The 25,404-nt window shown below is 51.7% G+C and carries 22 protein-coding genes and 1 pseudogene; 18 read left to right on the top strand and 5 right to left on the bottom strand.

The features are described from left to right. The first annotated feature begins 2 nt into the window (after positions 1 to 2). From HGD79_RS04110 to patD, 6 genes are all read left to right on the top strand, one after another. A complete protein-coding gene (locus tag HGD79_RS04110; RefSeq protein WP_000760589.1) occupies positions 3 to 1,409 on the top strand; it encodes a PLP-dependent aminotransferase family protein in 1,407 nt (468 codons plus the stop codon). 244 nt (positions 1,410 to 1,653) lie between these two features. Further along, positions 1,654 to 2,799: a putative ABC transporter substrate-binding protein YdcS gene (ydcS, locus tag HGD79_RS04105; RefSeq protein WP_000047456.1), complete on the top strand. Its 1,146-nt coding sequence runs from the start codon at positions 1,654 to 1,656 to the stop codon at positions 2,797 to 2,799. Positions 2,800 to 2,816: 17 nt separating this feature from the next. Further along, complete coding sequence (locus HGD79_RS04100; RefSeq protein ID WP_000220396.1) at positions 2,817 to 3,830, top strand: ABC transporter ATP-binding protein; 1,014 nt, start codon at positions 2,817 to 2,819, stop codon at positions 3,828 to 3,830. Continuing rightward, entirely contained in the window at positions 3,831 to 4,772 is a 942-nt protein-coding gene (locus HGD79_RS04095) for an ABC transporter permease (RefSeq protein WP_001251315.1), read from the top strand. Then, the gene (locus tag HGD79_RS04090) at positions 4,762 to 5,556 is read left to right on the top strand and encodes an ABC transporter permease (RefSeq protein WP_000555471.1); all 795 of its coding nucleotides are present in this window, start codon (positions 4,762 to 4,764) and stop codon (positions 5,554 to 5,556) included. Before HGD79_RS04095 ends, HGD79_RS04090 begins: the two co-directional genes overlap by 11 nt. 21 nt (positions 5,557 to 5,577) lie before the next feature. Further along, positions 5,578 to 7,002: an aminobutyraldehyde dehydrogenase gene (patD, locus tag HGD79_RS04085; protein WP_001163890.1), complete on the top strand. Its 1,425-nt coding sequence runs from the start codon at positions 5,578 to 5,580 to the stop codon at positions 7,000 to 7,002. Between the two features lie 96 nt (positions 7,003 to 7,098). On the opposite strand, the gene yncL is transcribed toward patD, so the two are convergent. Then, on the bottom strand, positions 7,099 to 7,194 hold the full coding sequence (gene yncL / locus HGD79_RS04080) for a stress response membrane protein YncL (protein ID WP_001303494.1): 96 nt from the start codon (positions 7,192 to 7,194) through the stop codon (positions 7,099 to 7,101). A 194-nt stretch (positions 7,195 to 7,388) separates the two neighbouring features. Here yncL and ortT point away from each other — a divergent pair, with 194 nt between their 5' ends. Both ortT and ydcY read left to right on the top strand, forming a co-directional pair. Next, positions 7,389 to 7,562, top strand: coding sequence for an orphan toxin OrtT (gene ortT, locus HGD79_RS04075; protein ID WP_000061178.1), 174 nt, complete (start codon positions 7,389 to 7,391; stop codon positions 7,560 to 7,562). Between the two features lie 85 nt (positions 7,563 to 7,647). Beyond that, the gene (gene ydcY, locus HGD79_RS04070) at positions 7,648 to 7,881 is read left to right on the top strand and encodes a DUF2526 family protein YdcY (RefSeq protein WP_000018633.1); all 234 of its coding nucleotides are present in this window, start codon (positions 7,648 to 7,650) and stop codon (positions 7,879 to 7,881) included. Here the strand turns inward: ydcY and HGD79_RS04065 are convergent, their stop codons facing one another. Further along, complete coding sequence (locus HGD79_RS04065) at positions 7,882 to 8,331, bottom strand: DMT family transporter (RefSeq protein ID WP_001076535.1); 450 nt, start codon at positions 8,329 to 8,331, stop codon at positions 7,882 to 7,884. It lies immediately after the preceding gene. After that, a complete protein-coding gene (gene mddA / locus HGD79_RS04060) occupies positions 8,328 to 8,846 on the bottom strand; it encodes an L-methionine sulfoximine/L-methionine sulfone acetyltransferase (protein ID WP_000027563.1) in 519 nt (172 codons plus the stop codon). The genes HGD79_RS04065 and mddA overlap by 4 nt, the downstream gene beginning before the upstream one ends. A gap of 180 nt (positions 8,847 to 9,026) precedes the next feature. Here mddA and curA point away from each other — a divergent pair, with 180 nt between their 5' ends. Together curA and mcbR are read left to right on the top strand one after the other, a co-directional pair. Then, positions 9,027 to 10,064: an NADPH-dependent curcumin/dihydrocurcumin reductase gene (gene curA / locus HGD79_RS04055; RefSeq protein WP_000531452.1), complete on the top strand. Its 1,038-nt coding sequence runs from the start codon at positions 9,027 to 9,029 to the stop codon at positions 10,062 to 10,064. 197 nt (positions 10,065 to 10,261) lie between these two features. Continuing rightward, positions 10,262 to 10,927: a colanic acid/biofilm transcriptional regulator McbR gene (mcbR, locus tag HGD79_RS04050; RefSeq protein ID WP_001300742.1), complete on the top strand. Its 666-nt coding sequence runs from the start codon at positions 10,262 to 10,264 to the stop codon at positions 10,925 to 10,927. 35 nt (positions 10,928 to 10,962) lie between these two features. Here the strand turns inward: mcbR and pqqU are convergent, their stop codons facing one another. Beyond that, entirely contained in the window at positions 10,963 to 13,065 is a 2,103-nt protein-coding gene (gene pqqU / locus HGD79_RS04045; protein WP_000689379.1) for a TonB-dependent receptor PqqU, read from the bottom strand. A 241-nt stretch (positions 13,066 to 13,306) separates the two neighbouring features. Between pqqU and HGD79_RS04040 the strand changes: the two genes are divergently transcribed. Beyond that, the gene (locus HGD79_RS04040) at positions 13,307 to 14,368 is read left to right on the top strand and encodes a YncE family protein (RefSeq protein ID WP_000550675.1); all 1,062 of its coding nucleotides are present in this window, start codon (positions 13,307 to 13,309) and stop codon (positions 14,366 to 14,368) included. Between the two features lie 114 nt (positions 14,369 to 14,482). Here HGD79_RS04040 and ansP read toward each other — a convergent pair whose 3' ends face one another. Beyond that, positions 14,483 to 15,982, bottom strand: a complete 1,500-nt coding sequence (gene ansP / locus HGD79_RS04035; RefSeq protein WP_001300590.1) for an L-asparagine permease — start codon at positions 15,980 to 15,982, stop codon at positions 14,483 to 14,485. A gap of 266 nt (positions 15,983 to 16,248) precedes the next feature. Here ansP and HGD79_RS04030 point away from each other — a divergent pair, with 266 nt between their 5' ends. The 7 genes and pseudogenes from HGD79_RS04030 (at position 16,249) to HGD79_RS26945 (ending at position 25,388) form a co-directional block, all read left to right on the top strand. Further along, positions 16,249 to 16,866, top strand: coding sequence for a glutathione S-transferase family protein (locus tag HGD79_RS04030; protein ID WP_000598869.1), 618 nt, complete (start codon positions 16,249 to 16,251; stop codon positions 16,864 to 16,866). 75 nt (positions 16,867 to 16,941) lie between these two features. Then, the gene (locus tag HGD79_RS04025) at positions 16,942 to 17,154 is read left to right on the top strand and encodes a YncH family protein (protein ID WP_000882235.1); all 213 of its coding nucleotides are present in this window, start codon (positions 16,942 to 16,944) and stop codon (positions 17,152 to 17,154) included. A gap of 820 nt (positions 17,155 to 17,974) precedes the next feature. Next, a complete protein-coding gene (locus tag HGD79_RS04020; RefSeq protein WP_000103418.1) occupies positions 17,975 to 20,083 on the top strand; it encodes a type VI secretion system tip protein VgrG in 2,109 nt (702 codons plus the stop codon). A 67-nt stretch (positions 20,084 to 20,150) separates the two neighbouring features. Next, positions 20,151 to 24,371, top strand: a complete 4,221-nt coding sequence (locus HGD79_RS04015; RefSeq protein ID WP_168848309.1) for an RHS element core protein — start codon at positions 20,151 to 20,153, stop codon at positions 24,369 to 24,371. Beyond that, on the top strand, positions 24,372 to 24,770 hold the full coding sequence (locus HGD79_RS04010; protein WP_168848308.1) for a hypothetical protein: 399 nt from the start codon (positions 24,372 to 24,374) through the stop codon (positions 24,768 to 24,770). A gap of 84 nt (positions 24,771 to 24,854) precedes the next feature. Continuing rightward, positions 24,855 to 24,992: pseudogene (locus HGD79_RS26830) on the top strand (RHS repeat-associated core domain-containing protein); the annotation flags it as partial. Beyond that, positions 24,966 to 25,388 carry a hypothetical protein gene (locus tag HGD79_RS26945; RefSeq protein ID WP_230075144.1) on the top strand — a complete coding sequence of 141 codons (423 nt, stop codon included), beginning with the start codon at positions 24,966 to 24,968 and terminating at the stop codon, positions 25,386 to 25,388. The pseudogene HGD79_RS26830 and the gene HGD79_RS26945, both read left to right, overlap by 27 nt. The last annotated feature ends 16 nt before the right edge of the window (positions 25,389 to 25,404 follow it).

The following is a 25,404-nucleotide window of genomic DNA, read 5'->3' as shown; positions in this document are numbered from 1 at the left end:
TAATGAAAAAATACCAGCAGCTTGCAGAACAATTACGCGAGCAGATTGCGTCGGGTATCTGGCAACCCGGCGATCGTTTGCCTTCGTTGCGTGACCAGGTGGCGCTTTCTGGCATGAGCTTTATGACTGTCAGCCATGCCTATCAGTTGCTCGAAAGTCTGGGATATATTATCGCGCGACCGCAGTCGGGTTATTACGTTGCGCCACAGGCAATAAAAATGCCGAAAGCGCCAGTCATTCCAGTCACTCGAGATGAAGCAGTCGATATCAACACTTATATTTTTGATATGTTGCAGGCCAGTCGCGATCCGTCGGTCGTTCCGTTTGCCTCGGCCTTTCCCGACCCGCGACTTTTCCCCCTCCAACAACTAAACCGCTCGCTGGCGCAGGTAAGCAAAACCGCCACAGCGATGAGCGTGATTGAAAACTTACCGCCAGGAAACGCAGAACTGCGTCAGGCTATTGCTCGTCGCTATGCCTTACAGGGCATCACCATTTCTCCTGATGAAATTGTCATTACTGCCGGGGCGTTAGAGGCATTAAACCTCAGTTTGCAAGCGGTAACTGAACCGGGCGATTGGGTGATAGTAGAGAATCCTTGTTTCTACGGTGCGTTGCAGGCGCTGGAGCGGCTACGGCTGAAGGCGTTATCGGTGGCGACGGATGTTAAAGAAGGGATCGATCTTCAGGCGCTGGAACTGGCGTTGCAGGATTATCCGGTGAAAGCGTGCTGGCTGATGACTAATAGCCAGAACCCACTCGGATTTACCTTAACGCCGCAAAAAAAAGCACAACTGGTGGCGTTACTCAATCAGTACAACGTAACGCTGATTGAAGATGACGTTTACAGCGAACTTTATTTTGGACGGGAAAAACCGCTGCCTGCGAAAGCGTGGGATCGCCACGATGGCGTTTTGCATTGCTCTTCGTTTTCGAAATGTCTGGTGCCTGGTTTTCGTATTGGTTGGGTCGCCGCCGGAAAACATGCACGTAAAATTCAACGCTTGCAGTTGATGAGTACGCTTTCCACCAGCTCACCGATGCAGCTTGCGCTGGTGGATTACCTTTCCACGCGCCGATACGACGCCCATCTTCGTCGCCTGCGTCGCCAGCTTGCGGAACGTAAACAACGTGCCTGGCAGGCACTGCTGCGTTATCTGCCTGCGGAAGTTAAAATTCATCATAGTGACAGCGGTTATTTTCTCTGGCTGGAGCTCCCCGAGCCGTTAGATGCCGGCGAATTAAGCCTGGCGGCACTGACGCATCATATCAGTATTGCGCCGGGTAAAATGTTTTCTACCGGTGAAAACTGGTCACGTTTTTTTCGTTTTAATACCGCGTGGCAGTGGGGAGAACGTGAAGAACAGGCGGTAAAACAATTAGGCAAACTTATTCAAGAACGGCTGTAATAGCGTTTAATTTAATTCCTCTTAGATTGGGTAATATGAATTTCGAATAGCAGTCATATTTCCTAACCCCTTGTCTATACTCCAGAAGATAACCTTACAGACGGCATAATGCGCGGTAGCTCACAACCTGATTAAATTTTCTCAGGGGCGAAGGTGTGCCTGCAAGCCGCCGTCTATGGTTAAACAAGGAGATATTTTTACGGCACGGCGGCTGAACAATTAATTACGACAGGAGTAAGACCTTATGAGCAAGACATTTGCCCGCAGCAGCCTGTGTGCGCTCACCATGACAATAATGACCGCTCACGCCGCCGAACCACCTACCAATTTAGATAAACCGGAAGGGCGACTGGATATTATCGCCTGGCCGGGATACATCGAACGCGGACAAACTGATAAACAATACGACTGGGTAACGCAATTTGAAAAAGAGACAGGCTGCGCGGTGAATGTGAAAACCGCCGCGACTTCCGATGAAATGGTCAGTCTGATGACCAAAGGGGGTTACGATCTGGTTACGGCATCCGGCGATGCCTCGCTGCGTTTGATTATGGGCAAACGCGTGCAGCCGATTAATACCGCCTTGATTCCCAACTGGAAAACGCTCGATCCGCGCGTGGTTAAAGGCGACTGGTTTAATGTTGGCGGCAAAGTTTACGGCACACCTTACCAATGGGGGCCGAACCTGCTGATGTACAACACTAAAACCTTCCCGACGCCGCCGGATAGCTGGCAAGTGGTTTTTGTTGAGCAAAATCTGCCGGACGGCAAGAGCAATAAAGGCCGCGTTCAGGCTTATGATGGCCCTATCTACATTGCGGACGCTGCGTTGTTCGTTAAAGCCACTCAGCCGCAGTTGGGCATCAGCGATCCGTATCAACTAACCGAAGAACAGTACCAGGCGGTGCTGAAAGTGCTGCGCGCTCAACACAGTTTGATCCATCGCTACTGGCATGACACTACCGTGCAAATGAGCGATTTCAAAAACGAGGGTGTGGTTGCTTCCAGTGCCTGGCCCTATCAGGCCAACGCCCTGAAAGCCGAAGGCCAGCCTGTTGCTACCGTTTTCCCGAAGGAGGGTGTTACCGGTTGGGCTGATACCACCATGCTGCATAGCGAAGCGAAACATCCGGTTTGCGCCTACAAATGGATGAACTGGTCATTAACGCCAAAAGTGCAGGGCGATGTGGCGGCCTGGTTTGGCTCGTTACCGGTAGTGCCGGAAGGGTGTAAAGCCAGTCCGTTATTAGGCGAAAAAGGTTGTGAAACCAACGGTTTTAACTATTTCGACAAAATCGCCTTCTGGAAAACGCCTATAGCAGAAGGGGGCAAGTTTGTTCCCTACAGTCGCTGGACGCAGGATTACATTGCCATTATGGGCGGTCGCTAACTTCGCTGGGGTGCTTTATGACGTACGCAGTGGAGTTTGACAACGTCTCGCGGTTGTACGGTGACGTGCGCGCAGTAGATGGCGTCAGTATTGCGATAAAAGATGGTGAGTTCTTCTCTATGCTGGGGCCGTCCGGCTCCGGCAAAACCACCTGCCTGCGCCTGATTGCTGGCTTCGAACAGCTTTCCGGCGGGGCTATCTCTATCTTTGGTAAACCCGCCAGCAATCTGCCACCGTGGGAGCGGGACGTGAATACTGTCTTTCAGGACTACGCGCTATTTCCGCATATGTCGATTCTTGACAATGTCGCCTATGGGCTGATGGTCAAAGGCGTGAATAAAAAGCAGCGGCACGCAATGGCGCAAGAGGCGCTGGAGAAAGTGGCGTTGGGGTTTGTACATCAACGTAAACCGTCACAACTTTCTGGTGGTCAGCGCCAGCGGGTTGCTATCGCCAGAGCATTGGTGAATGAACCGCGCGTATTGCTGTTGGATGAACCGCTCGGCGCACTGGATCTCAAATTGCGTGAGCAGATGCAGCTGGAACTGAAAAAACTGCAACAGTCTCTCGGTATCACTTTTATCTTCGTTACCCACGATCAGGGCGAAGCGTTATCGATGTCCGATCGTGTGGCGGTTTTCAATAATGGACGCATTGAGCAGGTCGATTCCCCGCGCGATCTCTATATGCGCCCGCGCACGCCGTTTGTTGCCGGATTCGTCGGGACATCCAACGTTTTTGATGGACTGATGGCAGAGAAACTTTGTGGCATGACGGGAAGCTTCGCCCTGCGACCGGAACATATCCGCCTCAACACCCCTGGTGAACTGCAGGCCAATGGCACGATCCAGGCGGTGCAATATCAGGGCGCGGCAACTCGTTTTGAACTGAAATTGAACGGCGGTGAAAAACTGCTTGTGAGTCAGGCCAATATGACAGGCGAAGAACTGCCTGCCACGCTCACGCCCGGACAACAGGTGATGGTTTCCTGGTCGCGTGATGTGATGGTGCCGCTGGTTGAGGAGAGGTGAATGGCGATGAATGTATTGCAATCACCTTCACGTCCAGGTCTGGGTAAGGTGTCCGGTTTCTTCTGGCGTAATCCGGGGCTGGGGCTGTTTTTACTGCTGCTTGGCCCGCTAATGTGGTTTGGCATTGTCTATTTCGGCTCGCTGCTGACACTGTTATGGCAGGGATTTTATACTTTTGACGATTTCACCATGTCGGTAACGCCGGAACTGACGCTGGCGAATATCCGTGCGCTGTTTAATCCGGCGAATTACGACATCATTCTCCGCACGCTGACTATGGCTGTGGCAGTCACTATCGCCAGCGCCATTCTGGCTTTTCCAATGGCGTGGTATATGGCGCGCTATACCAGCGGGAAAATGAAAGCTTTTTTTTATATTGCGGTAATGTTGCCGATGTGGGCGAGCTACATTGTTAAAGCCTATGCCTGGACGTTATTGCTGGCAAAAGATGGCGTGGCTCAGTGGTTTTTACAACATCTTGGGCTGGAACCACTGCTGACTGCGTTCCTTACATTACCTGCGGTGGGCGGAAATACGCTGTCAACTTCCGGGCTGGGGCGCTTTCTGGTGTTTCTCTATATCTGGTTGCCGTTCATGATCCTGCCCGTTCAGGCGGCGCTTGAGCGTTTGCCGCCGTCATTGTTGCAGGCGTCGGCTGATCTCGGCGCACGTCCACGACAAACCTTTCGCTATGTGGTGCTGCCGCTGGCAATCCCGGGTATTGCCGCTGGCTCTATCTTTACCTTCTCACTCACACTGGGCGATTTTATCGTCCCGCAGCTGGTTGGTCCTCCAGGATATTTTATCGGCAATATGGTTTATTCCCAGCAGGGGGCGATTGGCAATATGCCGATGGCGGCGGCATTCACCCTGGTGCCGATTGTTCTCATCGCACTGTACCTGGCGTTCGTGAAACGTCTGGGAGCGTTCGATGCACTCTGAACGCGCACCGTTTTTCCTCAAACTGGCGGCCTGGGGCGGCGTGGTTTTCCTACATTTTCCCATCCTGATTATCGCCGCTTATGCGTTTAACACTGAAGATGCGGCGTTTAGTTTTCCACCGCAGGGCCTGACGCTGCGCTGGTTTAGCGTGGCAGCACAGCGTAGTGATATTCTTGATGCCGTGACACTGTCACTTAAAGTGGCGGCGCTGGCGACATTAATGGCGCTGGTGTTAGGGACGCTGGCAGCTGCCGCGCTGTGGCGACGAGACTTTTTCGGCAAAAACGCCATTTCGCTGTTACTGCTGCTGCCCATTGCGCTGCCGGGCATTGTCACTGGTCTGGCGCTATTAACCGCTTTTAAAACCATCAATCTGGAGCCGGGATTTTTCACCATCGTGGTCGGTCATGCGACTTTTTGCGTAGTGGTGGTGTTTAACAATGTCATCGCCCGTTTTCGCCGCACCTCGTGGAGTCTGGTTGAGGCGTCAATGGATCTTGGGGCCAATGGCTGGCAAACCTTCCGCTACGTAGTGTTGCCGAATCTCAGTTCGGCGCTACTGGCAGGAGGAATGCTGGCGTTTGCCTTGTCGTTCGATGAAATCATCGTTACGACTTTTACGGCAGGTCATGAACGAACGTTACCGTTGTGGTTGCTCAATCAGCTTGGGCGACCGCGTGATGTACCGGTAACTAACGTGGTGGCACTGCTGGTTATGTTGGTAACAACCTTGCCGATCCTGGGGGCCTGGTGGCTAACCCGCGAAGGCGACAATGGTCAATAACCACTGATACAGGAATATGCTATGCAACATAAGTTACTGATTAACGGAGAACTGGTTAGCGGCGAAGGGGAAAAACAGCCTGTCTATAATCCGGCAACGGGGGACGTTTTACTGGAGATTGCCGAGGCATCCGCAGAGCAGGTCGATGCTGCTGTGCGCGCGGCAGATGCAGCATTTGCCGAATGGGGGCAAACCACGCCGAAAGTGCGTGCGGAATGTCTGCTGAAACTGGCTGATGTTATCGAAGAAAATGGTCAGGTTTTTGCCGAACTGGAGTCCCGTAATTGTGGCAAACCGCTGCATAGTGCGTTCAATGATGAAATCCCGGCGATTGTCGATGTTTTTCGCTTTTTCGCGGGTGCGGCGCGCTGTCTGAATGGTCTGGCGGCAGGTGAATATCTTGAAGGTCATACTTCGATGATCCGTCGCGATCCGTTGGGGGTCGTGGCTTCTATCGCACCGTGGAATTATCCGCTGATGATGGCAGCGTGGAAACTGGCTCCGGCGCTGGCGGCAGGGAACTGCGTAGTGCTTAAACCATCAGAAATTACCCCGCTGACCGCGTTGAAGTTGGCAGAGCTGGCGAAAGATATCTTCCCGGCAGGCGTGATTAACGTACTGTTTGGCAGAGGCAAAACGGTGGGTGATCCGCTGACCGGTCATCCCAAAGTGCGGATGGTGTCGCTGACGGGCTCTATCGCCACCGGCGAGCACATCATCAGCCATACCGCGTCGTCCATTAAGCGTACTCATATGGAACTTGGTGGCAAAGCGCCAGTGATTGTTTTTGATGATGCGGATATTGAAGCAGTGGTCGAAGGTGTACGTACATTTGGCTATTACAATGCTGGACAGGATTGTACTGCGGCTTGTCGGATCTACGCGCAAAAAGGCATTTACGATACGCTGGTGGAAAAACTGGGTGCTGCGGTGGCAACGTTAAAATCTGGTGCGCCGGATGACGAGTCTACGGAGCTTGGACCTTTAAGCTCGCTGGCGCATCTCGAACGCGTCAGCAAGGCAGTAGAAGAGGCGAAAGCGACAGGGCACATCAAAGTGATCACTGGCGGTGAAAAGCGCAAGGGTAATGGCTATTACTATGCGCCGACGCTGCTGGCTGGCGCATTACAGGACGATGCCATCGTGCAAAAAGAGGTATTTGGTCCAGTAGTGAGTGTTACGCTCTTCGACAACGAAGAACAGGTGGTGAACTGGGCGAATGACAGCCAGTACGGACTTGCATCTTCGGTATGGACGAAAGATGTGGGCAGGGCGCATCGCGTCAGCGCACGGCTGCAATATGGTTGTACCTGGGTCAATACCCATTTCATGCTGGTAAGTGAAATGCCGCACGGTGGACAGAAACTTTCTGGTTACGGCAAGGATATGTCACTTTATGGGCTGGAGGATTACACCGTCGTCCGCCACGTCATGGTTAAACATTAAGGATAATATTGCAGATCGTAAGAGTATGAGATGATCTTGCGTACTGTCAGAGCACTGATTTCTCTGACAGTACGTGCTGCGTGCAAAATCACTACATCAAATAAACCAGCCAAATCTCATAGAGATAAGAGTAAACAAACCAACAGCAGCAAAGACATTTATCAGTACTACAGTTCTACTGGAAACATTCATTTTTGCCACCTTTTATCATTGCCCCTATGTGTATAGTACGGGTTAAGAAAATCCGCAATAATACTCATTCTGAAGATGAATAAGGGCAAGTTGCTGTTTGATGATTTTTTCTCAAACTGGTGAAAAAACTTGATGCACGTCAAAAAATGACGCATATTTGCGCGCGTTTTATTCATCTGGCTGGACGCCCGTACATGTCTCTCTATCAACACATGCTTGTTTTTTATGCGGTTATGGCAGCAATCGCATTTCTTATCACCTGGTTTCTTTCTCACGATAAGAAACGCATCCGTTTCTTAAGCGCCTTTCTGGTGGGGGCAACATGGCCGATGAGTTTCCCGGTGGCGCTGTTGTTTTCACTGTTTTAAATCTTACTCACTGGCTTGACGGCACCACGCAGACTTATATCATTTGGATGAATCGATAAATTTCACAAGTGGCTAAGGAGAAAGTATGTCGCATCTGGATGAAGTCATCGCGCGCGTGGATGCCGCGATTGAAGAGAGCGTCATTGCCCATATGAACGAATTATTAATCGCCCTGAGCGATGACGCGGAGTTAAGTCGGGAAGATCGCTACACCCAGCAGCAGCGTTTGCGCACCGCTATTGCTCATCACGGTCGCAAGCATAAAGAAGATATGGAAGCGCGCCACGAACAGTTAACCAAAGGCGGCACCATCCTCTGATTAAAATGAGCGTCTGGCTACCAACCAGGCGCCAACCACAAGTAAAATTGCGCCACAAATTGGGCCGAACAACGCCCGTAGTGGTACGCCATGACTGCGGAAGATATCCAGCATCAGACCGCCAATTAGCTGGCTGGCGACCAGTACTGCAATAGTTGTCGCCGCTCCCACATTCTGATATCCGCTGATACTGGCGAAGACAAAAAACGATCCCAGCAAGCCGGGTATAAGTGTCCACCAGCGCACGCTGGACACCAGTTCGCCAAACCCCGCCATGCCTTGTTTAAACCATAAAATAGAAACAAAGAGCACAATCCCCACCAGTGAGTTCAGCAACATGGCGATGAGAATGGTAGAGGAGGTCTGGGTGATGCGCACCATCAGCGTGTTCTGGACTACCAGACCAATTCCGGCGGCAATCAAAAAAGCAAGGGTGAGCGACTGATTCATCCAATCGCGTCCGGTTCAGTGCGTTCGTCGAGTTGCAACTGCATAAATGTCAGATCCAGCCAGCGCCCAAATTTAGTGCCCACCTGCGGCATTTGTGCGGTGACGACAAATCCCAGCGACTGGTGCAGATGCAGCGAGGCCTGATTTTGCGATTCGATCCCGGCGACCATGACATGCTTCCCGCAATCCCGCGCTTCATCAATCAATCGGCTTAACAATTTACGCCCCAGACCTTTGCCCTGATGATCGGGATGGACATAAACCGAATGTTCCACGGTATGGCGAAAACCATCGAAACTACGCCAGTCGCCAAACGAGGCATATCCCGTCACTACGCCATCTTCTTCACTCACCAGCACCGGATAACCTGCTATGGTCCGCGCTTCAAACCAGGCAATGCGGTTATCTGCATCAACCGTTTGGTCATTCCAGATAGCCGCCGTATACAACACGGCGTGGTTATAAATTTCCGCAATGGCAGCACAATCGGCTTTGCGGGCAAAACGGATGGACATGTCTGGCCTCGATAAAATAATGATGATGATGTTATCAATACTATCGAAAACAGCCCGAAGCAACGGATTCCTCGATGAAATTATTGCGTGTTGCAGAGGGGATGTGACGGCTGCAAACAAAACCAATCCCGTGAGCCTGCTACTATTGATGGATTCATGCCAAAAGCACAGGAGAGCATTATGGGGCAACAAAAGCAGCGTAATCGACGTTGGGTTCTGGCCTCGCGTCCACATGGCGCACCGGTTCCGGAGAATTTCCGTCTTGAAGAAGATGATGTCGCCACACCGGGTGAAGGACAGGTGTTACTGCGCACAGTTTATTTGTCCCTGGACCCGTATATGCGTGGACGTATGAGCGATGAGCCATCTTATTCACCGCCTGTTGATATTGGCGGCGTGATGGTCGGCGGCACGGTGAGCCGTGTTGTGGAGTCGAATCATCCTGATTATCAGCCTGGCGACTGGGTGCTGGGCTACAGTGGATGGCAGGACTATGACATATCCAGTGGTGATGATCTGGTGAAACTTGGCGATCATCCGCAAAATCCATCGTGGTCGCTGGGTGTGCTGGGGATGCCAGGCTTTACCGCTTATATGGGGCTGCTGGATATCGGTCAGCCTAAAGAGGGCGAAACGTTGGTGGTAGCTGCGGCGACAGGTCCTGTGGGAGCAACGGTGGGGCAAATCGGCAAACTTAAAGGTTGCAGGGTGGTGGGGGTTGCCGGTGGCGCGGAAAAATGCCGCCATGCTATCGAGGTGCTGGGCTTCGATGTTTGTCTTGATCACCACGCGGATGATTTTGCCGAACAACTGGTGAAAGCGTGCCCAAAAGGTATTGATATCTATTATGAAAACGTGGGCGGTAAGGTATTTGATGCAGTGCTACCATTACTTAATACATCTGCGCGCATTCCCGTTTGTGGCTTAGTGAGCAGCTATAACGCTACAGAGCTACCACCCGGTCCGGATCGTTTACCCCTGTTGATGGCAACGGTGCTGAAAAAACGTATTCGCTTGCAAGGCTTTATTATCGCTCAGGATTATGGTCACCGCATCCATGAGTTTCAGAAGGAGATGGGGCAATGGGTGAAAGAGGATAAAATCCACTACCACGAAGATATTACTGATGGTTTAGAGAATGCGCCACAGACGTTTATCGGCCTGCTGAAGGGTAAAAACTTCGGCAAAGTGGTGATCCGCGTCGCGGGTGATGATTAAAGTTTCAACGGCGGCGTAAGCCGCCATAAAAATCCAGGCAAAAAGCTTATTTTCAGCTTTAATTAACTAACCACGTCATTGTTCTGCTGCTAATAACAACAAAGGTGGGTGGTTTATGATTATTCACTTTAATACACCAGGTGAACTCCTTCTGCCATGCAGGCAGGGTTGGACAGAAAACACGCGAAGGAATTAAAATGCCTGGAACGGGAAAAATGAAACATGTCAGTTTGACTCTGCAGGTTGAGAACGACCTGAAACATCAGCTTAGTATTGGCGCATTAAAACCTGGCGCACGCCTGATTACTAAAAATCTGGCGGAGCAATTAGGTATGAGTATTACACCTGTGCGTGAAGCATTATTACGTCTGGTTTCGGTGAATGCGCTTTCTGTCGCACCTGCACAAGCATTTACAGTTCCGGAAGTGGGGAAACGTCAATTAGACGAAATCAATCGGATCCGCTACGAACTGGAATTAATGGCAGTTGCTCTGGCTGTTGAAAACCTCACCCCGCAAGACCTTGCGGAACTCCAGGAATTGCTCGAGAAATTACAGCAGGCGCAAGAAAAGGGCGACATGGAACAAATCATTAATGTAAACAGGCTATTTCGCTTAGCGATTTATCATCGCTCAAATATGCCCATCCTGTGTGAGATGATTGAGCAACTGTGGGTCAGGATGGGGCCTGGTTTACATTATCTCTATGAAGCGATTAATCCAGCGGAATTACGGGAGCATATAGAAAACTATCATCTGTTACTCGCTGCGTTAAAAGCAAAAGACAAAGAGGGATGCAGACATTGTCTTGCTGAAATTATGCAACAAAATATTGCTATTTTATACCAGCAATACAATCGTTAAAGTAAATGCCCGGCAAATACCGGGCATCAAGGTAATTACTCAAATCTCCACGCAATATTCATGCCGACACCATAATTTCGTCCGGGCGAAGGTTCGTAATATCGCCCGTTTGACTCATTGACAATGACAGAACCAACGTATTCTTTATCGAATAAATTATCGACACGACCAAATAAATCCACAGTTAAATTGTGGTAATTGTATTTATACCCGGTGAATAAGCCGACGAGAGTATAAGACGGCGCTTTTGCCGTATTTTCATCATCTGCCATAATATCGCCCATATAACGCGCTTCCGTGCCTGCATACCAACCATCTTCCGGTACATAACCTATCGACGCAAAGCCCATATTACGGGCGATCCCTGGCATCCGATTACCGTTACAATCCTGTTCATTGCAAACATTGCTGCGATAGGTCGCATCAAGCCAGGTCCAGGACGCGTTTACGCGAAAATCTCCTGCGAAACGTTGATCCCATGCCAGTTCAGCGCCTTGACGACGGGTCTTTCCGGCATTTTTGTAAGTCGTACGCCCACCGCTACTGCTATCGACAACAATTTCATCATCAGTGTCGGTCTGAAACAATGCGAGACTAAGCAGCCCATCACCAATACGCGTTTTACTGCCGATCTCAATTGTATCGTTGGTGGATGGTTTTAAACCTAAGTTCATACCGCTTTGCCCATCAGCACGATAAGACAGCTCATTAATCGTCGGCGTTTCAAAACCTCGCCCGGCTGCCAGATAGATATTCCAGGCATCGGTCATTGCATATTTTAACGAACCGGCAGGTAGCCATTTATGATAACTGGCATCACCGCTGTCATCGCCGTTACCCGGAGTAACGTAATGGTCGTTGGAATCAAACCACACGGAGCTGTAGCGCACGCCAGCATCCAGCGACAGTTTTTCGCTCAGCTGCCACTGCGTCTGTAAATAGGGATCGATGTTCCACATCAGATTGCGTTCGTCGCGACGCAACTCACCTTTTTGCCCGTACTCCGGCATGCCGCTATTCAGGCGGAAGTTATTGTAGCCCTTGCGGTTTTCACTCATGTTTTCGTAGTTCAGGCCGGTAGTGAACGTGACCGGAACGCCCAGTTCACCACGGTGTGTCCAGCGGCTGTCTATCCCCTGGTAATGGCGTTGCAGGGTAATCACGCCGCCCGCATGTGACGGGTTAAGTTGGGGGGCCATCGGGATTGACTGGTACTGGGTCGTTTCTCGCTCTCCGGCATACATCATCACACTCATATCATCTTGCGCGCTCAGGCTACGCTCATAGCGCAACCCAGCCTGAGTTTGCTTGATGGTTTTTCGCGTGTCGTACTGTTCTGCACGAGGCGCTTGTTGTGGATTCGCCTTCCATTCTGCTTTGGTTAGCCCACCTGGGTCATCTGCTTTGATATCCACACTATTGAAAATCAGGCTTAATTTGCTGGCTTCATCAATGCGTACGCCCAGTTTGGCATTGGCTAAATTTTTCTGTGCGCCACTATGGTCACGATAGCCGTGGGTCGTAAAACGCGTGGTTGAGACGGTGTAATCGACATCGCCGGGCTGTGTACCGTCTCCCGTTGCGCCCGTTGCTTTCAGCCCATAGCGCCAGCTGCCAAAACTGCCGTAGTAACTACTGGCTTCAATGGTTGGTGGCTGTTGTCCGGTCTGGGTGGTGACATTCATTACACCGCCAGACGCGTTGCCATACAGGGCAGAGAAGGGGCCACGCAGCACTTCCACATTTTGCACACTGCTTAAATCGATGTTGGATGTTTGCCCTTGCCCGTCGGGCATGGTGGCGGGAATACCGTCCACATACAGGCGAATACCGCGAATTCCGTAAGTGGAACGGGAGCCAAATCCGCGAATCGACAGCTGTAAATCTTGCGCATAGTTCTGCCGGTTTTGTACCTGCAAACCAGGCACGCTGGTCAGTGATTCGGACAAGTTAATGCGCGGTGTTGCCAGGCGCATCTCCTCGCCATCCACCACGCTTACTGCTGCTGGCGTATCCAGCTCGGAAACCACCTGCGGTGCGGCACTGACAATCATAGTCTGTTCATCAGCGGCAAAAACAACGGGGGAAAGGACAAGCAGTGCGGGCAAAACGGTCTGTCGGACGGAAAAAATCTTCATGAAAAAAGCCAGGTTAAGAATGGGAAAACGCTGTCATGGTAATAAAATTGTAAATTTATGGAAAACGAAACGGCACGATACGTTAATTAATTGAGAAAATTGTAGTCGTAACGGCAAGAAATGCTCCACATTTGAGAAAATAATGATTACCATTCCCATTTATAACAAGAGCGTAACGATGATTACGCTTAGCGAAGCATTGTGAAGCAGCAAAAATATTGGTTCATCAAAGGGAGTCGTCATGCATTTACGTCATCTGTTTTCATCGCGCCTGCGTGGTTCATTACTGTTAGGTTCATTGCTTGTTGCTTCATCATTCAGTACGCAGGCCGCAGAAGAAATGCTGCGTAAAGCGGTAGGTAAAGGTGCCTACGAAATGGCTTATAGCCAGCAAGAAAACGCGCTGTGGCTCGCCACTTCGCAAAGCCGCAAACTGGATAAAGGTGGCGTGGTTTATCGTCTTGATCCGGTCACTCTGGAAGTGACGCAGGCGATCCATAACGATCTCAAGCCGTTTGGTGCCACCATCAATAACACGACTCAGACGTTGTGGTTTGGTAACACCGTAAACAGCGCGGTCACGGCGATAGATGCCAAAACGGGCGAAGTGAAAGGCCGTCTGGTGCTGGATGATCGTAAGCGCACGGAAGAGGTGCGCCCGCTGCAACCGCGTGAGCTGGTAGCTGATGATGCCACGAACACCGTTTACATCAGTGGTATTGGTAAAGAGAGCGTGATTTGGGTCGTTGATGGCGAGAATATCAAACTGAAAACCGCCATCCAGAACACCGGTAAAATGAGTACCGGTCTGGCGCTGGATAGCAAAGGCAAACGTCTTTACACCACTAACGCTGACGGCGAATTGATTACCATCGACACCGCCGACAATAAAATCCTCAGCCGTAAAAAGCTGCTGGATGACGGCAAAGAGCACTTCTTTATCAACATTAGCCTTGATACCGCCAGGCAGCGTGCATTTATCACCGATTCTAAAGCGGCAGAAGTGTTAGTGGTCGATACCCGTAATGGCAATATTCTGGCGAAGGTTGCGGCACCGGAATCACTGGCTGTGCTGTTTAACCCAGCGCGTAATGAAGCCTACGTAACGCATCGTCAGGCAGGTAAAGTCAGTGTGATTGACGCGAAAAGCTATAAAGTGGTGAAAACGTTCGATACGCCGACTCATCCGAACAGCCTGGCGCTGTCTGCCGATGGCAAAACGCTGTATGTCAGTGTAAAACAAAAATCCACTAAACAGCAGGAAGCTACCCAGCCGGACGATGTGATTCGTATTGCGTTGTAATAGATATGGCGAGGGTGAAAACGGAGAGACTTGCCTGACTTTTATCACGCCGCATGCGGCACACCTTCGTCAGTAATTTGAAATTGCCCGGCACGTAGCCGGGCAATTTTGCAATTAGCTCGCCGTTTCAGGCTTAAACACGATTTCCTGTTTTTCTTCATCTTCCTCGACGACTGGCGCAGTGCTGTGAATTTCAGCAACGCGTTTGCGCACACCAAACCAGCCTATAACCAGCAGAATACCGATAATCGGCAGCGCCGCGATAGTATAAGTCCCGTTCGGGTAATCGAACGCCATCAGCACAAGGACACTCAGTAAAAACAGTAATGTCAGCCAGGAAGTGAAGGGCGCGCCAGGCAGTTTAAAACTGACATCCGCTGCTTTGCCTTCTTTAATCGCTTTACGCAGGCGCATCTGGCACACGATGATAAACGCCCATGAAGCGATGATTCCCAGCGACGCGAAGTTCAACACAATCTCAAATACGCGCGACGGCACCAGATAGTTGAGGAATACGCCGACGACATACACAACTAGTGTCGCTAGAATCCCGGCATACGGCACATGCTGACGACTCATTTTCGCCATAAAACTCGGTGCGGAACCGCCCATCGCCATTGAGCGCAGAATACGTCCGGTGCAGTACAGACCTGAGTTCAGGCTGGAGAGGGCAGCGGTCAGCACCACAATGTTCATAATGCTGCCGATATATGGCACACCCAGTTTAGAGAAAAACGTCACGAACGGACTTTGCCCCGCCTGATACGCGCTCCACGGCAATAGCATAACCAGCAACACCACGGAGCCGACGTAAAACAGGCCAATACGCCAAATCACGCTGTTAATCGCTTTAGGCACCATGGTCTGCGGATCTTTACATTCTCCGGCAGCTGTACCCACCATTTCAATGGAGGCAAAAGCAAACACTACGCCCTGAATCAACACCAGCGCAGGCAGCAAACCGTGGGGGAAGAAGCCGCCATTATCGGTGATTAAATGAAAGCCAGTGGTGTTGCCATCCAGCGGCTGACCACTACCGAGGAACACTGTACCCACGACCAAAAAGGTCACAATGGCGAGCACTTTAATAAGCGCAAACCAGAACTCCATCTCCGCAAACCATTTCACACCGATCATATTCATGGTGCCAACGATGGTAAGTGCAGCGAGCGCAAAGACCCACTGCGGCACGCCGCCAAACGCACCCCAGTAATGCATATACAGAGCGACGGCGGTAATATCAACAATCCCCGTCATCGCCCAGTTGATGAAGTACATCCAGCCAGCAACATAAGCGGCTTTCTCACCCAAAAACTCACGGGCATAAGAGACAAAACTGCCACTGGAAGGGCGGTGTAGCACCAGCTCACCCAATGCACGCAGAATAAAAAACGAAAACAAGCCACAAATTAAATAAACCAGTGCCAGTGCTGGACCCGCCATTTGCAGTCGGGCTCCTGCACCTAAAAACAAGCCGGTGCCAATCGCGCCGCCAATGGCGATCATCTGTACCTGGCGATTGCCCATCGCTTTGTGATACCCCTCTTCGTGGGCATTAAGCCAGCGGCGTTTCGCGGCGTGTTGATCTGAAGTGTCGGTGTCGTGTTTACTCATTGCTCTCCCTGATTGCTTTAATGAAAAAGTCATATAAGTTGCCATGAACAATGTTTATTCATCCTGGCGATGATAGTTATCACCATTATTCTTTATGGGTATAAAACTATCGGCGCAGCATCCTACCCGTTATCGATAAACGATGCAAAACATCCCCTTACAATCCTGAAGGGGATTAATACAACTGACGAAAAAATGACAAATCCTTTTGCTGGTTAACCTGTGTACTGTCCTACACTTAATCTTTAAAAGATTGTGAGGGGCATATGATTAAGGTGTATGGCGTACCCGGATGGGGCTCTACAATCAGTGAGCTGATGCTAACACTGGCTGATATTCCTTATCAGTTCGTTGATGTCAGTGGTTTTGACCACGAGGGAACTTCACGCGAGTTATTGAAAACCCTGAACCCGTTGTGTCAGATTCCGACACTGGCGCTGGAAAATGACGAGATTATGACGGAGACAGCGGCGATTGCATTGATGGTTCTCGATCGTCGCCCGGACCTTGCGCCACCGGTTGGGCGCGCCGAACGTCAGCAGTTTCAACGGCTATTGGTCTGGCTGGTTGCTAATGTCTATCCAACATTCACTTTCGCCGATTACCCTGAGCGTTGGGCTCCTGACGCACCTGAACAGTTAAAGAAGAATGTTATTGAATATCGTAAATCGCTTTATATCTGGCTGAATTCACAATTGACCGCTGAACCTTATGCGTTTGGTGAGCAACTAACGCTGGTGGACTGTTATCTTTGCACTATGCGCACATGGGGGCCTGGGCATGAATGGTTTCAGGATAATGCCACGAATATCAGTGCGATTGCTGATGCTGTATGTCAGTTACCGAAATTACAAGAAGTATTAAAAAGGAATGAAATTATTTGAGTGGGATACCAGAGGATTATGTTATTTATTATTCAGTAACTTTATCCACAATGATGGGCGTAATTAATTAAATTCATGTTATGTTTTTTGATTTATATCACTCTCCCCTTCATTCAGCTTGTCTATTTCATTTCCTCTGAAAAGAAACTAACTATTCACATTGTGCAGATGTTTCACTTGTTATCACAGGTATTCTATAATCTCAAAAAGTTTTTAATGATGGATATGCTCGGAGTTGGAGATGCAATTAATATTAATACAAATAAAAATATCCGGCAGGTATGCTAAAAGGATAAATGGCGTTCTCTGTATTTATTCGCAATTATCTGTAGGACAAATATGGAGAGCTTGATGAGTCAGAGCTAAAACAGCAATTGATAAATAAACATGTTGATTTATTCAAGAAAATGGATGTATTTTAAATATTGATTCTTAATATAACCTAATCAATAGATTATCACGTGAGAGCTGCACATTATTGGCGGGGCCGGGGAAAACATCATTTTGGGAACAATGAATCAGGTACTCTTACCACTGAAGCAAGATCATCCGGGCACCTGGTGGTGGTGCAGTGCTTTGGAAATGGTCCCCTCGGGGGAATTGTCATTATTTTCTATGCTATTTGCTTATGATATTCATCAGGTGAATTTAATAAATTCCTAATTTGAAATATCCACTATTAAGCCAGTGTTTAACGACGTTAAGATGGCAATGTGCAGATCATGTTATCAGGGTGGGGCGGTAGCGTATATTCCTTATACAAATCATCATTCATTTCAATGATTGTTATTGAATTATTTATTGTTGTGAATAAAAAGACATTATGAATATTGGTTTGACTTTGCATATCAGGTTTTTTATTACTCGCTGTAATGTACGAGCCTGTCGTGAATAACGTCGAGAACCCATCCGTTGCGTTTGTGATTATTTTGTTGACTAAACAGACACCCGTTTCTCTGAAGTAAAATCCCAGACTAAATCATCACATAACCATGACATTTTTCTGATATTCCCCGGTAACGCCAGATGTCGACTCGCTTATCTCATCCGCCCGACATGTTGTACATGCAATATGTGCGGATTATTATTCATTTTCACGGAGGTTGCTATGTCAACCGGATTACGTTTCACACTTGAAGTGGACGGCCTGCCACCGGACGCGTTTGCGGTGGTTTCCTTTCATCTCACCCAGTCACTCTCTTCACTTTTTTCCCTCGACCTTTCTCTGGTCAGTCAGCAGTTTCTTTCCCTTGAATTTGCGCAGGTGCTGGACAAAATGGCCTACCTGACGGTATGGCAGGGCGATGACGTACAGCGCCGGGTGAAAGGTGTGGTGACCTGGTTTGAACTGGGGGAGAACGACAAAAACCAGATGCTGTACAGCATGAAGGTGTGCCCGCCGCTGTGGCGCACAGGGCTGCGCCAGAACTTCCGTATCTTCCAGAATGAGGACATCGAAAGCATCCTCGCTACGATCCTGAAGGAAAACGGTGTGACCGAGTGGAGTCCGCTGTTCAGCGAGCCGCATCCTTCCCGTGAGTTTTGTGTCCAGTACGGCGAAACCGATTACGATTTCCTGTGCCGGATGGCGGCGGAGGAAGGCATCTTCTTTTATGAGGAGCACGCGCAAAAAAGTACCGACCAGAGCCTGGTCCTGTGCGACACCGTGCGTTATCTGCCGGAGTCCTTTGAGATCCCCTGGAATCCGAACACCCGTACCGAGGTGAGCACCCTCTGCATCAGCCAGTTCCGCTACAGCGCACAAATCCGCCCTTCTTCCGTGGTGACCAAGGACTACACCTTTAAACGACCCGGCTGGGCAGGGCGTTTTGATCAGGAAGGCCAGTACCAGGATTACCAGCGCACACAGTATGAAGTGTATGACTACCCCGGACGTTTCAAGGGTGCCCACGGGCAGAACTTTGCCCGCTGGCAGATGGATGGCTGGCGAAACAACGCAGAAGTGGCGCGCGGAACAAGCCGTTCTCCGGAGATATGGCCGGGACGGCGAATTGCGCTGACGGGGCATCCGCAGGCGAACCTGAACCGGGAATGGCAGGTGGTGGCAAGTGAACTGCACGGCGAGCAGCCGCAGGCGGTGCCGGGACGCAGTGGTTCAGGTACCACGCTGAATAACCACTTTGCGGTAATACCGGCAGACCGGACATGGCGGCCACAGCCGTTGCTGAAACCGCTGGTGGACGGCCCGCAGAGCGCCGTCGTGACGGGACCGGCAGGCGAGGAAATCTTCTGTGATGAACATGGCCGCGTGCGGGTGAAATTTAACTGGGACCGCTATAACCCGTCAAACCAGGACAGTTCATGCTGGATCCGTGTGGCACAGGCGTGGGCAGGCACCGGCTTTGGCAACCTGGCGATACCGCGAGTGGGTCAGGAGGTGATTGTGGACTTCCTCAACGGCGACCCGGACCAGCCGATTATTATGGGGCGTACCTACCACCAGGAAAACCGCACACCCGGCAGCCTGCCGGGGACGAAGACGCAGATGACCATTCGTTCGAAAACCTATAAGGGCAGCGGGTTTAATGAACTGAAGTTTGACGATGCGACAGGGAAAGAACAGGTCTACATCCACGCGCAGAAGAACATGAACACCGAGGTGCTGAATAACCGCACCACTGATGTGATAAACAACCATGCTGAAACCATTGGCAACAATCAGATGATTGCGGTTACCAACAATCAGATACAGACGGTGGGTGTTAACCAGATAGAGACGGTGGGCAGTAACCAGATAATTAAAGTGGGTTCTGTTCAGGTGGAAACGATTGGACTTGTTCGTGCGCTGACCGTGGGCGTGGCGTATCAGACGACGGTAGGTGGCATTATGAACACCTCGGTGGCACTGATGCAGTCCTCGCAGATCGGTTTGCATAAATCGTTGAGGGTCGGGCTGGGTTATGACGTCAAAGTCGGAAATAACGTTACCTTCACCGTTGGTAAAACGAAAAAGGATGATACCGGGCAGACCGCGATTTACTCCGCCGGTGAGCATCTGGAGCTCTGCTGTGGTAAGGCAAGGCTGGTGCTGACGAAGGACGGACAAATTTTTCTCAACGGCACAAAAATTCATTTGCAGGGTAAGGAGCAGGTTAATGGTGACTCACTGTTGATTAACTGGAACTGTGCAGCCTCGAAATCCCCACCGAAGACCCCTGATGAAAAGCAGGATACGCCGGATATGAGAGAGTACTGATCCCGTACCTGTTCGGAATTCAGTAACAAACCAGCATTAAAAATAAACAGAAGAAGGAATTTGAATCATGAGCGGAAAACCAGCGGCGCGTCAGGGAGATATGACTCAGTATGGCGGTCCCATTGTCCAGGGTTCGGCAGGTGTAAGAATTGGCGCGCCCACCGGCGTGGCGTGCTCGGTGTGTCCGGGCGGGATGACTTCGGGCAACCCGGTAAATCCGCTGCTTGGGGCGAAGGTGCTGCCCGGCGAGACGGACCTTGCGCTGCCCGGCCCGCTGCCGTTCATTCTCTCCCGCACCTACAGCAGCTACCGGACGAAGACGCCTGCACCGGTGGGCGTTTTCGGCCCCGGCTGGAAAGCGCCTTCTGATATCCGCTTACAGCTACGTGATGACGGACTGATACTCAACGACAACGGCGGGCGGAGCATTCACTTTGAGCCGCTGCTGCCGGGGGAGGCGGTGTACAGCCGCAGTGAGTCAATGTGGCTGGTGCGCGGTGGTAAGGCAGCACAGCCGGACGGCCATACGCTGGCGCGGCTGTGGGGGGCGCTGCCGCCGGATATCCGGTTAAGCCCGCATCTTTACCTGGCGACCAACAGCGCACAGGGGCCGTGGTGGATACTCGGCTGGTCAGAGCGGGTGCCGGGTGCTGAGGACGTACTGCCAGCGCCGCTGCCGCCGTACCGGGTGCTTACCGGGATGGCGGACCGCTTCGGGCGGACGCTGACGTACCGGCGTGAGGCCGCCGGTGACCTGGCCGGGGAAATCACCGGCGTGACGGACGGTGCCGGGCGGGAATTCCGTCTGGTGCTGACCACGCAGGCGCAGCGTGCGGAAGAGGCCCGCACCTCTTCGCTATCTTCTTCTGACAGTTCCCGCCCTCTCTCAGCCTCAGCGTTCCCCGACACACTGCCCGGTACCGAATACGGCCCCGACAGGGGTATCCGCCTTTCGGCGGTGTGGCTGATGCACGACCCGGCATACCCGGAGAGCCTGCCCGCTGCGCCACTGGTGCGGTACACGTATACGGAAGCCGGTGAACTGCTGGCGGTATATGACCGCAGCAATACGCAGGTGCGCGCTTTCACGTATGACGCGCAGCACCCGGGCCGGATGGTGGGGCACCGTTATGCAGGCAGGCCGGAGATGCGCTACCGCTACGACGATGCGGGGCGGGTGGTGGAGCAACTTAACCCGGCAGGCCTGAGTTACCGCTACCAGTATGAGCAGGACCGCATCACCGTCACCGACAGCCTGAACCGGCGTGAGGTGCTGCATACAGAAGGCGGGGCCGGGCTGAAGCGGGTGGTGAAAAAAGAACTGGCGGACGGCAGCGTCACGCACAGCGGGTATGACGCGGCAGGAAGGCTCACGGCGCAGACGGACGCGGCGGGACGGCGGACAGAGTACGGTCTGAATGTGGTGTCCGGCGATATCACGGACATCACCACACCGGACGGGCGGGAGACGAAATTTTACTATAACGACGGGAACCAGCTGACGGCGGTGGTGTACCCGGACGGGCTGGAGAGCCGCCGGGAATATGATGAACCGGGCAGGCTGGTATCGGAGACATCGCGCAGCGGGGAGACAGTACGCTACCGCTACGATGACGCGCACAGTGAGTTACCGGCGACGACAACGGATGCGACGGGCAGCACCCGGCAGATGACGTGGAGCCGCTACGGGCAGTTGCTGGCGTTCACTGACTGCTCGGGCTACCAGACCCGCTATGAATACGACCGCTTCGGCCAGATGACGGCGGTTCACCGCGAGGAAGGTATCAGCCTTTACCGCCACTATGACAACCGTGGCCGGTTAACCTCGGTGAAAGACGCACAGGGCCGTGAAACGCAGTATGAGTACAACGCCGCAGGCGACCTGACTGCCGTTATCACCCCGGACGGCAACCGGAGCGAGACACAGTACGATGCGTGGGGAAAGGCGGTCAGCACCACGCAGGGCGGGCTGACGCGCAGTATGGAGTACGATGCTGCCGGACGTGTCATCAGCCTGACCAACGAGAACGGTAGCCATACAGAATTTAGCTGGGATGTGCTTGACCGCCTGATACAGCAGCGCGGCTTTGACGGGCGGACGCAGCGTTACCGTTATGACCTGACCAGAAAACTCACGCAGAGTGAAGACGAGGGGCTTATCACCCTCTGGCACTACGATGCGTCGGACCGCATCACGCACCGGACGGTGAACGGCGACCCGGCAGAGCAGTGGCAGTATGATGAGCACGGGTGGTTAACCACCCTCAGCCATACCAGTGAAGGCCACCGCGTGTCGGTCCACTACGGCTACGACGATAAGGGCCGCCTGACGGGCGAACGGCAGACGGTGGAGAACCCGGAGACGGGGGAACTGCTGTGGCAGCATGAGACGAAACACGCCTACAACGAACAGGGGCTGGCAAACCGCGTCACGCCGGACAGCCTGCCGCCGGTGGAGTGGCTGACCTACGGCAGCGGTTACCTGGCGGGCATGAAGCTGGGCGGGACGCCGCTGGTCGAGTATACGCGGGACAGGCTGCACCGTGAGACGGTGCGCAGCTTCGGCAGCAGGGCAGGCAGTAATGCCGCATACGAACTGACCAGCACATACACCCCCGCAGGCCAGTTACAGAGCCAGCACCTGAACAGCCTGGTATATGACCGTGACTACGGGTGGAATGACAACGGCGACCTGGTGCGCATCAGCGGCCCGCGACAGACGCGGGAATACGGCTACAGCGCCACGGGCAGGCTGGAGAGCGTGCGTACCCTCGCACCGGACCTGGACATCCGCATCCCGTATGCCACCGACCCGGCGGGAAACCGCCTGCCGGACCCGGAGCTGCACCCGGACAGTACCCTCACGGCGTGGCCGGATAACCGCATCGCAGAGGATGCGCACTATGTTTACCACTATGATGAATACGGCAGACTGACGGAGAAGACGGACCTTATCCCGGCGGGTGTTATCCGGACGGACGACGAGCGGACCCACCACTACCACTACGACAGCCAGCACCGTCTGGTGTTCTACACGCGGATACAGCATGGCGAGCCACTGGTCGAGAGCCGCTACCTCTACGACCCGCTGGGACGGCGAATGGCGAAACGGGTATGGCGGCGGGAGCGTGACCTGACGGGGTGGATGTCGCTGTCGCGTAAACCGGAGGTGACGTGGTACGGGGGGGACGGCGACCGGCTGACGACGGTACAGACCGACACCACGCGTATCCAGACGGTATATCAGCCGGGGAGCTTCGCGCCGCTCATCCGCATCGAAACAGACAACGGTGAGCGGGAGAAAGCGCAGCGCCGCAGCCTGGCGGAGAAGCTGCAGCAGGAAGGGAGCGAGGACGGGCACGGCGTGGTATTTCCGGCTGAACTGGTGCGGCTGCTGGACAGACTGGAGGAAGAAATCCGGGCAGACCGCGTGAGCAGTGAAAGCCGGGTGTGGCTTGCGCAGTGCGGGCTGACGGTGGAGCAACTGGCCAGACAGGTGGAGCCGGAATACACACCGGCGCGAAAAGTTCATTTTTACCACTGCGACCACCGGGGCCTGCCGCTGGCGCTCATCAGCGAAGACGGCAATACTGTGTGGAGTGCAGAATACGATGAATGGGGCAACCAGCTGAATGAAGAGAACCCGTATTACCTGTATCAGCCATACCGTCTGCCAGGGCAGCAGTACGATGAGGAGTCGGGGCTGGATTATAACCGTCACCGGTACTACGATCCGTTGCAGGGGCGGTATATCACCCAGGACCCGATTGGGCTGGCGGGGGGATGGAGTCTGTATGCGTATCCGCTGAATCCAGTGCAACACGTTGATCCATTAGGGCTTAGTACTATGATAATAGGTAACGGCCCCGTTCCTGATAATCCTTTTGGGCATGCTGCGGCGGCAAATCGATATGGATTAATGAGTTCGGGAACTGGGGATGAGATGGGAGCCTCTGTCTCTGATTATTTTAAAAAGATGCAACCCCGCAGAGATACCTGGATTTGGATAATAGATACAACAGATGAAGAAGAACAATGTATGATGAATAAGGCAATAGACCTTAATAAAAAACTAAAAACTATTAACCTCGGGCCTCTTCCTGTTGCAAATAATTGTTTTAGCCGGACGAACATGATTTTTGAGGCGTGCGGGTTTAGCAACCCCTCTATGAATACAAATGCGCCTATAAGCCTACAAGTGCTCGGTGAGTTATATGGATATCAAAGATATTTTATGCCTAAAGGTCCTTTCACTGGATTCCCATTTGAATTTCAAGAGGTAAAGTAAATGGAAATGCTTGGGAAGATATTAGTGATAATTATTTCCATGATAATTATATCTTGCGATTATTATAATGCTGGCATGGACTATCAAGATAATATAGCCCCCGAGCAAGTCGTAACATGGGATTCTGATAATATATTCACACCTAATATCTTTGAACATAATGGAAGATGTTTTATGAAGAAAAATGAAACATGGATGTTATTAAATGGAGATGCAACACCAAACATTAGAACAATGAGCAATAAGAAAATTGAATGCCTGGAGAAGAGTGAAGTAGAATGGGCTAGTAGGGTTTGCGACAGTATCACAGACAAGGAAAGGGAAAATCTGAAGGCATTAATATGTAGCAAACCAGCTAAATCAGTTAATACAGGCAAAAGACCAGCGTTAGGATATTGAAACCGGCACTGCACTATATCACTATTACAATATTCTGAGTGACTAGAGCAACTGCTCCGCCATCCGGGCTAGCAGTATGACGACGAATCCGAACTGCACTACAACTGGCAGCGGTACTACAATCCGGGACAGGGACGATATATCACCCAGGACCCGATAGGGCTGGCGGGGGGATTAAACCCGTACAGTTATGTTATGAACAATCCTGTGCAATGGATTGATCCATTGGGATTAGCTCATACTTCAGGAAAATGGAAGGACTGTGGTAAAGGTTGTCGAATCCGAATAGATGGCGATGCTGTTGGTGACGGAAGACATTTGCATTGGGAGTGTAAAAATGGGAGTGGTGTAATGGGGGAATTTGGAGGTATGTCCCATGGTGAGGATTACTCATCAGCACCAAATAGCATTAAGAAATGTGCAAAAAAATATGGTTTCGAGCCAGAACCAAGTAAAGATCTGTCATGCAAAACCTCCGGGCTATCAACTACTGATGCGGCTCTTGCAACTGGTGCTACAATTGGCGCAGGGTATGTTATATATAGAGTGATTCGATTTATACCTTCACTTGCACCACCTCTTTGGTGGTCAATACCTGCAAACGTTGTTACTCCATGATTAAAACGGATAATGG

Source organism: Escherichia sp. SCLE84, from assembly GCF_012584495.1.
In the GTDB taxonomy this organism is placed as follows: Bacteria; Pseudomonadota; Gammaproteobacteria; order Enterobacterales; family Enterobacteriaceae; genus ECMA0423.
This window is presented reverse-complemented; position numbering and strand designations above follow the sequence as displayed.